This window comes from Williamwhitmania sp., assembly GCA_035529935.1.
Taxonomy (GTDB): domain Bacteria; phylum Bacteroidota; class Bacteroidia; order Bacteroidales; family Williamwhitmaniaceae; genus Williamwhitmania.
Genome location: DATKVT010000046.1, coordinates 43,211 through 57,829, shown reverse-complemented (window position 1 = coordinate 57,829; position 14,619 = coordinate 43,211). Strand labels below are relative to the sequence as shown.

General features: G+C 44.7%; 9 protein-coding genes and 2 tRNA genes. 3 read left to right on the top strand and 8 right to left on the bottom strand.

Features of this window, described 5'->3' with window-relative positions:
- The 7 genes from VMW01_03545 to VMW01_03515 form a co-directional block, all read right to left on the bottom strand.
- Positions 1-1,008: hypothetical protein (locus tag VMW01_03545; GenBank protein HUW05313.1), on the bottom strand; the 1,008-nt coding region annotated here is incomplete at its 3' end.
- A gap of 625 nt (positions 1,009-1,633) precedes the next feature.
- A tRNA-Pro gene (locus tag VMW01_03540) sits at positions 1,634-1,708 on the bottom strand.
- An 8-nt stretch (positions 1,709-1,716) separates the two neighbouring features.
- Positions 1,717-1,808: transfer RNA gene (locus VMW01_03535), tRNA-Ser, on the bottom strand.
- Positions 1,809-1,994: 186 nt separating this feature from the next.
- Entirely contained in the window at positions 1,995-2,981 is a 987-nt protein-coding gene (gene floA / locus VMW01_03530) for a flotillin-like protein FloA (GenBank protein ID HUW05312.1), read from the bottom strand.
- Positions 2,982-2,983: 2 nt separating this feature from the next.
- Positions 2,984-3,451 carry an NfeD family protein gene (locus tag VMW01_03525; protein ID HUW05311.1) on the bottom strand — a complete coding sequence of 156 codons (468 nt, stop codon included), beginning with the start codon at positions 3,449-3,451 and terminating at the stop codon, positions 2,984-2,986.
- 6 nt (positions 3,452-3,457) lie between these two features.
- Complete coding sequence (locus tag VMW01_03520; GenBank protein ID HUW05310.1) at positions 3,458-3,745, bottom strand: ATP-dependent Clp protease adaptor ClpS; 288 nt, start codon at positions 3,743-3,745, stop codon at positions 3,458-3,460.
- Positions 3,746-3,758: 13 nt separating this feature from the next.
- Positions 3,759-6,554 carry a hypothetical protein gene (locus tag VMW01_03515; protein HUW05309.1) on the bottom strand — a complete coding sequence of 932 codons (2,796 nt, stop codon included), beginning with the start codon at positions 6,552-6,554 and terminating at the stop codon, positions 3,759-3,761.
- A gap of 723 nt (positions 6,555-7,277) precedes the next feature.
- On the opposite strand from VMW01_03515, the gene carA reads away from it, so the two are divergent.
- From carA to VMW01_03500, 3 genes are all read left to right on the top strand, one after another.
- Positions 7,278-8,357: a glutamine-hydrolyzing carbamoyl-phosphate synthase small subunit gene (carA, locus tag VMW01_03510; GenBank protein HUW05308.1), complete on the top strand. Its 1,080-nt coding sequence runs from the start codon at positions 7,278-7,280 to the stop codon at positions 8,355-8,357.
- Between the two features lie 23 nt (positions 8,358-8,380).
- Positions 8,381-11,599 (top strand): carbamoyl-phosphate synthase (glutamine-hydrolyzing) large subunit, encoded by a 3,219-nt coding sequence (gene carB / locus VMW01_03505; protein ID HUW05307.1) that lies wholly within the window; start codon positions 8,381-8,383, stop codon positions 11,597-11,599.
- Positions 11,600-11,679: 80 nt separating this feature from the next.
- Positions 11,680-13,662: a transglutaminase domain-containing protein gene (locus VMW01_03500; GenBank protein ID HUW05306.1), complete on the top strand. Its 1,983-nt coding sequence runs from the start codon at positions 11,680-11,682 to the stop codon at positions 13,660-13,662.
- Between the two features lie 229 nt (positions 13,663-13,891).
- On the opposite strand, the gene VMW01_03495 is transcribed toward VMW01_03500, so the two are convergent.
- Positions 13,892-14,449, bottom strand: a complete 558-nt coding sequence (locus VMW01_03495; GenBank protein HUW05305.1) for a hypothetical protein — start codon at positions 14,447-14,449, stop codon at positions 13,892-13,894.
- Positions 14,450-14,619 lie beyond the last annotated feature (170 nt).

Sequence of the window (14,619 nt, the reverse complement as noted above, 5' to 3'; positions counted from 1 at the left end):
GAGGATAACAAACTTAAATTCAATCGCTTGAAGTTCCATGATTTGCTTGGCTAAAATAAAACCAATGTCCGAGGCAAAATCACGATTAAGCTGCTGCTCCATGCCACCTAACTTATCCAGGCTTCTTAAACCAGCAAAAGCAATTTTACAGCTGAATCTTCCATTTTCCGGTGAACTAAAGTTCACACTCACGGGGGCTTCGTTGCCATACGAAAGAACAATCCGTTCGATCAGCGATTCAAAGCATTGAAGCAGAAGATCGGCATCGCCAGAAACAACAGGTTCAAATGCTGGTTTTTCCACCAACACATTTACACTCCCCGAGAATTTTATCTCCTGAAGATTCACCGTAGCCTGCTGTAGGAGAGGGAAAAGGTTAACAACCTCCTGTTTCGCACCATACTTTTGCTTTTGCAAAAGACCAATGAGAGAAGTTTTAAAGGTAAACCGAACCAGCCTTCCAATGGAACTATCTATCATGCTATATAGGTCATACTGGTCCTTTGCCTCAATCTTGTCCTTCAGCAGCTGGATTGGTCCCGAAATTCCATTTAGAAACGATCGAACTTCGTGGCTCACTCCCTCCAGAAATTCAGAAGCAAAATCAGGAGATATGGTACCACTTGCAGCTTCGCCTACACTAATAAAAACTCGAATGATGGACAACGCCTCCTCCAACCTTTGCTGCTTTAGCCTTTCGTTACCAACTACAATGGTCACCAACCCGAGGGAACCGTCATTAAGAACTGGGATATTTATATAGGGAAGCCTCCGTGATTGCATCAGCTCGGCAATCTCGAGTTGTTCTGCCGAAAGGGTCGCCTCTGCTGAAACAATTAGCGCAGGAATAAATTTCTTGTCAGCCTTGGCCAACCCTACAACGCTGGTCAAGGTATCCGTTAACACAAGACGAAATCCATTGGATAGCAACGCTTTCTCCAAAAATTTCCAACTAATGTTGATGTTGCCTAATGGAATGAAGTCGATTTCATGGATGTCTGGTTGCATGGCATTGCAGTATTATCAAGATGTTAATCCACTTTACATTTCTGTAAATCTAGAATTGCTATTCAGAATGTTAAATCGCAATTTAAGAAAAGTGAGGCAGGAAACAATTAAATCATTAGCAATTAAACACCCATAAATTCTAATGGTGCTCATTAATTCCACCCATCCTTCAATAACAGTATCTCACCCCCTTTAGAATTAACCAAATAAAATTAAACACTATTGTCCGGTAAACATTTGTTGATCCCTTACAGGGAACTTGCATCAAATATTGGTATGCTGTTTTACAATACTTTATCCGCTGCGCGGAAAATTCTCCGTAGGAGATTTAGTATTGTAGAGAATGTAACCCCTGTTCTTTACATACCTCGTAGAGGTTTAACAATTTTAAGCAATACAGGAGAAATTAAGTTGTTTCCCCGGACAGTAGTGAAAATTAAAGTAAAATTATAAACAAGTGAAAATAATTGTTGGTTCAATTCAAAAGCGCGTAAAGGTGAGCTACAATATCAGCGTAATTGATAACCATTTTGAATAAGATTCCATCGAAAGGCTCTGCTTACTTCTACAGTCTTATCAAAACAAAAAGAGCATGTAAATCTTACGATCTACATGCTCTTTACTGTCGGGGTACCAGGATTCGAACCTGGGACCCCCTGGTCCCAAACCAGGTGCGCTAACCGGACTGCGCTACACCCCGAAAAACTATGGCGGAGAGAGGGGGATTCGAACCCCCGGTACCAGTTACCCAGTACGGCAGTTTAGCAAACTGCTGGTTTCAGCCACTCACCCATCTCTCCAAACAACCTTGTATTGAATGGAGACCAACTGCAGACTTTGATTTTCTTGGAAGAAAATTTTGGTCACATGCCTCTCCGTTAAGGCTCGACAAAAGTATAAAATTCAATCATTCTGACAAAAAAAACGAGAAAAAAAGAGAGGATTTTTTCCTCTCTTTCATAACTATACTGATGAGCAATCAATTACTATTTCTTTGGTTGGTTGCTACCTTGCTGTGGTTTGGCAATTGATTCGCGCATATCGGTATCCGCTTGTAGATTCCGCAGCTTGTAGTAATCCATGATACCTAAGTTCCCTGAGCGGAACGATTCGGCAATGGCCATGGGGATTTCTGCCTCTGCCTCAATTACCTTTGCCCTAGCCTCTTGTGCCTTAGCCTTCATCTCTTGCTCCAAAGCAACAGCCATAGCCCGTCGTTCCTCAGCTTTTGCTTGAGCAATATTCTTGTCTGCATTCGCTTGATCCATCTGCAACACAGCACCAATATTACGTCCAATGTCGATGTCGGCAATATCGATAGATAAAATTTCAAACGCAGTTCCAGAGTCAAGACCCTTGTCGAGCACCACGCGCGAGATGTAGTCTGGGTTTTCCAACACCGTTTTGTGCGATTCTGAAGAACCAATGGACGAAACAATTCCTTCGCCAACACGGGCTAGGATGGTCTCCTCGCCGGCGCCTCCAACCAGCTGTTTAATGTTGGCTCTAACGGTAACCCTTGCCTTGGCAATCAGCTGAATACCATCCTTTGCCACTGCCGTAACGGGTGGAGTATTAATAACTCGTGGGTTAACTGACATTTGCACTGCCTCAAAAACATCGCGGCCAGCTAAGTCGATAGCAGTGGCCATTTTAAAGTCGAGCGGAATGTTGGCCTTCTGAGCCGAAACCAGCGCGTGAACCACCTTGGTTACATTTCCACCAGCCATGTAGTGAGCCTCCATCTCATTAGGAACAAGGGTAAGTCCAGCCTTAGTGCCTTCAATAAGAGCCGATACAATGGTAGATGGTGGAACCTTTCTCCATCGCATTAAGATGAGCTGGAGGAGCGATATTTTAACGTCTGAAATTACAGCAGTAAACCAAAGCCCAATCGGAATAAAGTAGAGAATAAACCAAAGTCCGATAAGAGCTGCGGCAACAATAATGAGGTACAAACCTAGACCTGTCATAGCTAACTATTTTTGGGTTTAACAATTATTCGAGATTTTTCAACTTTTACCACAACTACATCCCTGCGAGGATCGATAAAGGCGCCAGTAGATTTCGCCTCTACCTCAATTCCTTTAATGGATACGGTTCCCATTGGAGCCAGCCTCGATTTGCTTACTCCTTCGTCACCTGGTAAAATTTCAACGCGGGTAAGCTCAGTTTCCACGGAGGAGTGAAGCTGCGTATGCAACGACAAATGCTTCCACGTTTTAGAGCGCAGCGAAAAGAATACTATAAGGAACGCGAGGATTGTTGCCACCGAAAGGGTTATATTTCCTGCAGTGCTGCCCATTGTATGGTAGGCCAAATAAATGCCTGTAACCATTGCTAAGGCTCCTAAGATACCGGCAACAGTGACCCCTGGGATTAATAAAAATTCAACAAAAAAGAGAAAAAGGGCCAGTAAAATAAGGCCGATAACTAGTGCCATAAATCCTTAACTTAGTTGGTTTTCGATGGTAGACATGAGGCCACGCCGACTTAACTCATCTTTCATGGGCTTTAGTTTACCAATTGACCCATACTTCACTTCACATTTTCCCTTGTAATGGGCAAGGAGGGTGCACTGTTCTGCCTGAAGGCTACCGTGATCGCAGACCTCCACCAACGATTCCACCACATAGCTGAACTCGTTTACCTCATCGTTGTGAAGCACTAACACTCCACTTAACTTAATCTCATCAAGAATATCGTCCATATGGGACGAAATAGGCTGTTCTTCCATTTTCAACTATCTATTACTCTTCAATTACAACAGTTGTAACGTATGCCTCAACATAACCGCCTGCGAGAAGTGCTTGCTTTACCTTAAAGGCTTCCTCAAATTTAGTAAAATTACCTACACTATAGCTCACTGCATCCTCGGCAATTATTTTCTTTGCCACCTCCTTGCCCTTTGCCACAGCATTCAAAATTACAATTGCTTGAGGGGGGATAGAGGATTCAAACGTCCCTATTACAACGCGATAGAGCGTATTTCCCTGAGGAGTCTCATTCACATTTTTTATTGGTTTAGTATGCGTAGGTTTGGGTTTCCGTTGCTCAAAATTTTGGGCACGGGCGGTAGGAATAATTTTACCGTTTACCCACGAAACGATGTAGGCATCCCTAAAGCCTTTCGATTTTACTAACACCAATCCTGCCTGTGCGTCACTATAGGTTTCAAACAGCCCGGCATAGTATTTCTTCAACGAGCCACCCTTGACTAGTTCCCCCGAAATCGGTGCTAATCCCTTGAAGACTGAATAATTCACGGGCTGGCTAAATGCACCAAGCTGAATACGGTAAACAACCCCGTTGGGCAATGGTTCATCCATCGGAATTGGATTAGCTGTATTGTAAGGAAAAGGATCAACAACGCTAAGCCCTTCGTTATAGCTCTGCTTGATTTTAAGCTGAACCCCTTCCGGCTGCCTAGACTCTGGCTTGAGAGTTCCACTTCCGGAATTCTGCTCAGTTGGAGTTGATGTATAGGAATAAAAAGGGATCGTGCTTTTGTGCAATAGATGCTGCAACTTGTTCTTCAACAAATCGATATTGGGTAGATCAAGAAGCGTTGCAATGGCCAGCTGATAGCGAGTAATCCCTCTCTCCTCTAGCCAAATTGCATCTCTAATCCCCTCGTAGCTGTCAATTGAAATAGTGTCTCTTCGACCATTGTTTAGGACAGTTTGTGAGGCAAATAGGTCATCGGTTCCAGCCGCCACATAGCCTTTGACCTCCTCGTTAATCGAATCCTCCTGAACCCTTTCCAGATAAAGCTGTCGAATGCCAACGCTTACCAGCAACCTCTTCTCAAGAAAATCATTGGGATTTACCAAAGTTTTTTTTGTTAAAGCGCTGAGTGACTTTTTAATGGTCTCAATATCAGTTTGTTTTTCAGCCACAGAAAGCATTGTTTCTAAATCCTGCCTTTGACGTAGAAACTCCATACTCTGTGAAAGCGCTGTATCGAGCCGTTGAGCGGCAAGGGTAAGGCGATCCAAGGCAGCAATGCGCTCTGGACCGAAGTAGGTCTGCACCTTAGCGTTGGAGAGAAAGTCACCAGCTGGCAAATTTTGAGTTGACCGAGCGGAGGTAGCCTCATGTTGAACACTATTCTGCTTAGCCGTTAAATAGCTCTGCTCCATTGCTATCGCCTTATTATTAACTGTGTCCATGCTGAGGCTGAGCCCCATCAGCCTTTTCTCCAACTTGACTATTGCGATAGATAAACTGTCGGTTTTAGGAGAAGTCGAAGTGGCATACTCCTGCCGAAGTTGATTCAACTTAGTTTGGAGCGAATCCTGTGATTGCCGCATCTGAAATAATTGCGCCATCAGCCCCATATAGGTGAGGTCGTATTGCAATCCTGCCACACGTGCCTTTGGTAGCTGTAACCTCGATTGTGGTAAAGAACTAGAGCTATCTTTGATTGGAACAACCGGAGTTAGCTTAGCCAACTCCGTAACCTCTTCGAGCCCCGACAGGCTTTTTTTTGCCCCCATCAATGACAATTTAACCTTATATACAACAATGGAATCTCCAGCCACCTCACGATTTGATGCAAAAATGGCTGTATCCCCATTTGAATTGGGCACAAAGCAAAAATCATCGTAAGGTGAGTTGATTGGGAAACCAAGGTTTTCAGGAGTTGACCATTTGTTTGCAACCGAATCGTAGGTGGTTTTGAAAATATCGTAGCCTCCCATCCCGTAAAGGTTGTTCGAGGAAAAGTAAAGCACTGACCCATCTCTGGCTGGGATGGGAAAAATTTCATCACCACCCGAGTTTATCTCCTTGGGGAGAGCAACAGGTTGACCCCACTCGCCAGGGCTTATTTTCTCTGTTTTCCAAATATTCATCCCGCTCAAATCGGTTTTTCCGTAGCTGGAAAAGAAGATGACCTGTGGTTCATCGTCTGAAGTAGAAGGGTAGTAAATTGCCTGTGGATATTGGATTTCCTTATGCTTGTCCAACTTCGACATCAGCTCGTCCGGTATCTTCACCAGCCTCCCCTTGCCAGGTGACACACTGTAGTATAAAAGCATGGAGTCAGCCACCGTTTTTGCCTTTGCCAACACCTCTACATTGGTTGCATACTTAATAAGATAGCTGCCATTTTCGCACATGGAAACCTGCCGTTCCACCTCATCGCTGCCGAATTCCCGACCTCCAGATACCATGTAACGACGAAAGTAATCGATGGCCTCATCAAAGCGATACAAATGCCTGCTGGCAACACCTAGGTAGTAATAGACCTGAACAGGAACATCCATTTGGGAGGCATGTATAAGCAGCTCATAAGCCCTCTCAGTTTGTCGTGTCTCCTTAAGTAGACAAATACCTGTTTGATAAAGATACTTCCCGTCGGACGGAAAAAGTTTAAGTAACTTTTCACAGTAAGGAAGGGCCCCAGCAAAGTCTCCCCCATTAAACAAAACTTGCCCTTGATTGCGAATGGAGTCCACTCTTGCATTCTGCGCATAAGCCTGAAAAACAGCACCCTGAAGCAGCAAAACACTAACTAATGCACTTAATAGTTTTCTTATCATAACAAAAGCAAATGATAACAAGGCAATCTGGGTAAAAGTAGTAATAATGAATGATATTTCAAGAGTGTCAAAGCCATACGAGAAAGGGAGAATCGGCACTTATTAAAAATGAAAACGCCACTGGAAGAAGGTTATCATCTTTCATGCTCAAAGTCATTTTCTGTATTTTTATACCATTATTTTAAAAGCGTAATACATTGTATGTAAAACTTATGACGAGACATAATGTTTTTTTTAGTATTTATCTGTATATTTATTTGCGTAAATTACATTTTCCCTTAGATTTGCAGTCGAATATTTCATTAGAACAAAGGTAGTCCATAGGAAATGAAAAATCCAATTAACAAGATTAATAGCCACTTGGCATGTTCCTATGGAGAATTTGGATTCGAAGAATTAGCTGCATATTCATCAACTTCAAATGGGCCTTGTCCTACAAATGGCAATCCATTTCTTCTAATGAAAAGCAGCAAAGGTTGGCATAACACCAACCATAGCAGGCGCGCTTTTGAGCGACGAGGTTGGACAAGCACAATGTCGACCCTCCCCTGCCAATCTCCGCAACCGAACAATAGTGTCGGCATAGCGAAGGAAAAGCAGGGTTGCCTACATTCAGTTAAGGCATTTCCACCAAAATGCAATACACAGTTAGTTTATGGGAAGGGTCGACGTGATGTCGACCTTTTTTTTTGTACAAACCACAGATGATATTAATACAGTATAATGGAAAAAATAAAGGCAACGCTAATTTTGGATGATGGTTCCCAATATGAGGGATACTCGTTTGGATACCAAGGTGGCTCGGCAGGTGAGCTTGTGTTCAACACAGCCATGACAGGTTACCCAGAAAGTTTGACCGACCCCTCCTACAAAGGGCAGATATTAGTTGCAACCTACCCCTTGATTGGCAACTACGGAGTTCCGGGAAATAGTTCCAAAGAGGAGATATTCCAATTTTGGGAATCAGATGCCATTCAGGTTTCGGGGCTGGTGGTTTCAGAATATAGCGAGGGCTACAGCCACTGGAATGCCAAAGTTAGTCTTGGTGATTGGCTCAAGGAGTGGAAAATACCTGCCATCTCAGGCATCGACACCCGAGCCTTAACCAAAAAGCTGAGGGAAAGGGGCAGCACGCTGGCAAAGATTGTGATTGATGCCGATGTACCATGGAGAAATCCGGACACAGAAGACCTTGTTGCCCAGGTTTCTGTACAGGAGATTAAGACCTACGGGTCTGGAAAATACCGCATTGCACTGGTCGATTGTGGGGTAAAAAACAACATTCTACGCTGTCTTCTACGACGTGACACCACGGTAGTGAGGCTACCCCATAACCACAACTTCAACAACGATGTGTGGGATGGGCTCTTCATTTCCAACGGACCCGGTGACCCTAAAATGAACACCTCAACCATTGAAAACCTTAGGGTGGCTCTGGACGGAAGCAAGCCAATAATGGGAATCTGCCTGGGCACCCAGCTGATGGCGCTTGCCACTGGTGCCAACACCTACAAACTTCCCTATGGCCACCGAAGCCACAACCAGCCAGTAATTCTCTCCGGCACTAACCGTTGCTATATCACCTCACAAAATCATGGTTTTGCAATTGACACAGCCACCCTCAACAAGGATTGGAGTCTCCTCTTCGAAAATGCCAACGATGGGACCTGCGAGGGAATTAAGCATAATACCAAACCTTTTTTTGCCGTGCAGTTTCACCCCGAAGCTTCCGGCGGCCCCACAGATACCGAGTTCCTGTTCGACGATTTCCTTCAAGAAGTTGTAAAGCACACCAACAAATAGCAAAACCCACGAAAATTCAAGCAATGAAGCAATATAAAAAGGTATTAGTGCTCGGCTCCGGAGCCCTTAAAATTGGAGAAGCAGGAGAGTTCGACTACAGCGGTTCGCAAGCATTAAAGGCACTTAGGGAAGAGGGCATTCGAACTGTGCTTATCAATCCCAATATTGCCACCGTTCAAACCAGCAAGGGAATTGCCGACGAGGTTTACTTCCTTCCGGTTACACCTTACTTTGTCGAAAAGGTTATTATAAAGGAGAAGCCCGATGGTATATTTCTTTCGTTTGGTGGACAAACAGCTCTCAACTGCGGAACGACACTCTATAAAAGCGGGGTGTTGGCAAAATACAACATAGAGGTGCTGGGCACCCCCGTCGACACCATCATCAATACCGAAGATAGGGAACTGTTTACCGAGAAGCTCAGGGAGATAGAGGTAAAAACGCCAAAGAGTATTGCTGTAGAAAGCGTAGAGGCAGCAATAAAAGCGGCGGAAACCATAGACTTCCCGCTAATTGTTCGGGCAGCCTTTACCCTTGGAGGACAAGGCAGCGGATTCTGCAACAATCCAGAAGAGCTGAAAGTTTTGGCCACAAACGCCTTCTCCTATGCTCCCCAAATTTTGGTGGAGGAGTCACTTAAGGGATGGAAAGAGGTGGAGTACGAGGTGGTACGCGACCGATTCGACAACTGCATCACCGTGTGCAACATGGAAAACTTCGACCCGCTGGGGATTCACACCGGCGAAAGCATTGTGGTTGCCCCCTCCCAAACGCTTTCCAATTCTGAATACCATAAGCTACGCAGCCTCGCCATAAAAATAATCCGCCACCTAGGTGTGGTTGGTGAATGCAACGTGCAGTATGCCCTTGACCCCAACAGCGAGGACTACCGGGTTATTGAGGTAAATGCTCGTCTCTCGCGTTCATCAGCCTTGGCCAGTAAGGCGACAGGCTACCCATTGGCCTTTGTGGCTGCCAAGCTGGGCGTTGGCTACGGCCTCCACCAGCTGAAAAATTCAGTGACCCAAACCACCACCGCCTGCTTCGAACCTGCGCTGGACTATGTAGTGGTTAAGATTCCTCGCTGGGATTTGAATAAGTTTCACGGCGTAAACCGCGAAATTGGCTCGTCCATGAAAAGCGTGGGCGAGATTATGGCCATTGGACGGTCGTTTGAGGAGGCCATCCAAAAAGGCCTCCGCATGGTTGGCCAAGGCATGCACGGCCTTGTGGGCAACCTTAAGCTTAACTTCGAGAATTTGGAGGAGGCCCTCACCCATCCGACCGACCAGCGCATTTTTGCAGTAGCCGAGGCGCTGGAGCAAGAATGGGAGATCGAAAAGATACACCAACTTACTAAAATTGACTCTTGGTTTTTGGAGAAACTCGCCAACATCATCTTCTTTAAGCATCAGATAGAGCAAATTAGCAGCCTTGAATCGATTAACCGAGAAACGATGCTCGAGGCAAAGCAAAAAGGGTTCTCCGATTTTCAGCTAGCACGGTTTCTTTTCAACCCGTCACCAGCGGAGATCGAAATAGTTCAGCTTAAAGTACGAAACCACCGGAAAAAACTGGGAGTAATTCCTGTAGTGAAGCAGATTGACACCCTCGCTGCCGAATACCCATCGCAAACGGCCTACCAATACATCACCTACCACGGGACCGAAAACGACTTGCAGGAGCAACGGTCGGGCAAATCGGTAATTGTTTTGGGCTCGGGAGCCTACCGCATAGGCAGCTCAGTGGAGTTCGACTGGTGTACGGTAAGCGCCGTAAGTCAAATTCGGAAGCATGGCTACCGTTCAATCATGATAAACTACAACCCCGAAACTGTAAGCACCGACTACGACATGTGCGACAGCCTCTACTTCGACGAGCTCACCTTTGAGCGCGTTCTCGATATCGTGGAGATGGAAAATCCAATTGGAGTGGTAGTGTCGGTTGGCGGCCAAATCCCCAACAATCTTGCCATGCGGCTTCACCTAGCCGGGGTAAAGATTCTGGGTACCTCGCCCGAGTCCATCGATAAGGCCGAGGATAGAAAGAAGTTCTCCGGTATGCTCGACAGGCTATCCATCGACCAACCCCGCTGGAGCGAGCTTTCCAACTTTGAGGAGATTGAGAAGTTTGTGGCAGAGGTTGGCTACCCCGTCCTCATTCGTCCCTCCTACGTGCTTTCGGGGTCGGCCATGAACGTAGTTTCCAACGCTGGCGAGCTTCGTGGATTCCTAACCCTCGCCGCCAACGTATCGAAAACCCATCCTGTAGTGGTGAGCGAGTTTATTGAGGGGGCCAAGGAGATAGAGTACGATGCGGTAGCCAACAACGGTGAGGTGATGTTCGACGCCATATCGGAGCATGTGGAGTTTGCCGGTGTGCACTCCGGCGACGCCACGCTGGTATTCCCACCGCAAAAGCTCTACTTTGAAACCATCCGTCGCATTCGAAAAATTGCCCGAGAAATTGCCCGAGAGCTTGAAATCACCGGGCCATTTAACATGCAGCTGTTGGCTCGCAACAACGACATCAAGGTTATTGAGTGCAACTTACGAGCCAGCCGGAGCTTTCCATTTGTGTCGAAAGTGCTGGGCTACGACTTTATCTCCGGTGCCATGGATTATATGCTGGGGCGGTTGCCCGCCTCGCTTCCACCCTCCATGTTCGAGATTGACCACGTTGGCATAAAGGCTTCTCAGTTCAGCTTTAGCCGGCTATCAAAGGCCGATCCGGTGTTGGGCGTTGACATGGCCTCCACCGGAGAGGTGGGATGCATTGGCACCGACTTTGATGACGCTCTCCTCAAGGCAATGATGAGCATTGGCTACCGCATTCCACAAAAAACAATTCTGGTCTCGTCGGGACCGCTTCGCTCTAAAATAGCGCTACTGGCACCCATCACTTTGCTGGCCGAAAGGGGCTATACCATCTACGCAACCAAGGGTACCGCCAAATTCCTCAACGATAATGGCATTGAATCCATTGCGGTGGGATGGCCCGATGAACAAGAGCAGCCAAACAGCCTTAACTTAATTAAGCAGCGGGCGGTGGAGCTGGTTATCAATATCCCGAAGAACCTTTCGTCGGAGGAGCTGGACAACGATTACACCATTCGCCGGGCCGCCATTGACTACAACGTACCACTCATAACCAACGCCCGTCTTGGTGCAGCATTTCTCTACGCCTTTCACCGGAAAAGCATTGACGATTTGGGCATAAACAGCTGGGGAGAGTTTGTATAAATTTTCAATATTTTTAGTTCTTCATGGTTGCGATTTAATTTTATTTCTAACTTCATGTTTTAATTATAAAAACCTGAAGCATGTCATCTCCAAAACAAACAATCTATCTGATCTTTACCATTACTTTTATCTTACTAAATATTAGCTTAAACTATGCACAACCTGCCCTTCCCATGAAGTGGGGCAGGGTGAGTAAGCCAGATTTGGAGATGAAAGTTTATGCACCTGACACCAGTGCAAAAGCGGTAATTCTTTGCGATTACGGCCAACTATTTTTCTACCCAACACCTCCGGTGGAGCACCCTGACCCTTCGGTAGAGAAAGTTTTCCATCGAAGAATAAAGATTTTAAGCCCTGAAGCCGTCAACCTTGGTAATATTGTTATAAGGTTGAGAAAGCAGGAGCATTTCAGAGAATATATTTCTGAGATTAAAGTTGAATCGTTCAACTTAGATGAAAATGGGAAAGTTGTAACTTCTGTGGCAAAGTCAGGCGATTTTCATATGGTTGACGTTAATGACCACTGGAGGGAAATGAGAGTTGCTTGCCCAAATGTTAAGGTCGGAACCATTATTGAATATTACTACAGAATATTAACTGACTATAACGTCTCTTTGATCAACTGGGACTTTGAAAATTTGCTACCCACTCTTCACAGTGAATTTAGAGCAAATATTCACGAAGCGCTTAAAGTTAATGTGATTCAGCGTGGTGTTCGCTTGCTTCAGAAGTATGGTTCTACACCCACTAACATTTGGTCATTAGATTCTCTTCCTGCGCTCACCGATGAGCCCTATAGTGCGGCATCTTGTGACTACGCCGATCATGTGATACTGCAATTAGCCGGCATTCATGAGGACTATACCGATGAGATTGAGACTGACAAAAAGGGTTATACCTCTTACCTCAGAACGTGGGGAGAGTTATCAAAAAAGCTTATTAAAGACCATTATGACGACTACTTTAAGCTGGGGTATACATTTCAAGGAATCATAGATTCGCTTACAGCGGGATCGACTACCAATGAAGAAAAGGTTGAAAAAATCTACCAATATGTTACTAATAACTTCAAATGGAATAACACCTACTCATACTCGCCAACAGAAACTCTTCCAGAACTACTAGAGAGTCACACCGGCAGCAGTGGAACAATCAACCTGCTTTTGGAAATCATGCTAAAGCAGGCAGGGCTCGACTGTAACCCGGCCATCCTTAAGCTGAAAGGAGATGGGAAGATTAGCAAACTCTACCCAGTATTGAAAGAATTTACCGATATGGTTGTTGCCGTTAACTTAGAGGGGAAAACACTTTTCGTAGACTGTACCGACCCATTCAGACCTTATGACCTGCCCAACATAAACATACTAAACACGTCTGCCCTTATAATCAAATCGGATACGCCAACATGGGAGGATATTGTTCTGCCATCCAATGCAAAACAGAAGCAGGACGTCGTGACTGAAATATCCCTTGGTGGTGAAGTAAAAAAAATGACCATTCAAATTAGCAAATCAGGTTACGAGGCTGCTGCAGCAAGAAAGAGCATCAGCAAACGTCCTAGTGTGGATGACTACATAAATCAACAAATGCTGGTGGACCAAGCATACTGGGTGCTTGACAGTGTAGTTTGCACCGATCTAAAAAACATTGATAAACCTTTACGCATTCGAGTATTCTATCACTCAAACGATAAGCTAACTGCGTCAGGTATTAGCTACGAAAAGCCATTTATTGATGTATCAAGCAAATTCAACCCTTTCGTAAGACAGGTTAGGGTTTTGCCAGTCGATTTGCTTGTTCCAAGCGAACTAACTGAAGTGTGCGTTATAAAGTTCCCAGAAGGGTATTCGATTAAGGAGGCTCCAACACCAACAACCGTCCTACTGCCAAATAGGAAGGGAGTGTTTATCACGAACTACTTTAACAATGGTAATGAGGCAACCGCCCAACGCACCTTCGTAATTAGCAATCCATTCTTTATGCCGGAGGAATATACGGGCCTCAAGAATATTTTCGACAGCTTCGTAAGCTCCTCGAAGGCAATGGAGGTGGTTGGAAAATAGAGCAATCGTAGAAAATTGATATTAAAGAATGTCAGAATGAGGTGATTCACTATTGTGTTACCTTATCTGGCATTTTTTCTATTAATGGGTACATAGTTTTTAACAAAGTTATGGCTGAAACTTAACGCAGTCAATGATTTTCGTCCAAATCAATTGCGAAAGTTCAGTGGTGAACAAAAAATAAGGATGCCACAAAGGCATCCTTATCAAAATTTCGATAGAAACCTGATTATTCCTGAACTTCGGAGGCAAGTTCCTTATAAATATATGCCTTAACGCCAAGCATAATTGGGATAAGAACAATGATATATACGTAATTAAAATATGGAATGATTAATGGAATCGCAAGAACCAAGTTGGCAAAAAACATGATCCACTTATTTCCGTAGGTCAACTTATTGCTAAGCTTAATAGCTTCAGCGGCACCCTTACCCTTGTCAACGACAAGAAGTGTTGCTAAGCTGTAAGCAATAGAAAGGACTATAGCTGGAATGATCATAAAAAACATTGCAGGAAGTAAAATGATGAACAGAAGACCCTGAACAAGGAAATACTCACCCATAAACTTCAAATACTTCTTATCGAAAATTTCAAGCGGCGAGATAACTTGTCCTCGGCTCAATGCAGCTGGAAGAGTTGCAATAGCAATAGTTGTGCCCACATTAAGGTATGGAATCCAAATCGTCAATATCCAAAGAATAAGGCAACCGAGAAGTGAGAAGAAATTTTTCAAACCAATGCTGAATCCTTTCGAAAGGATGTCTCCAAAAGCAAGTTTCTTTTCCATAGAATTAAGTTTTAGGGTTAATCGTTAGCAATGGTGAAATTTAAAAATAAACGAGGCTGCCATCGGGCCAAAATGAAGTTCGTAACGAAATATTTAGCAATCGGTAGAAGTTTCCGGATTTACGCTTAAATAATTGAACCATATTATATTTAAGCTACAACGGATAAAAC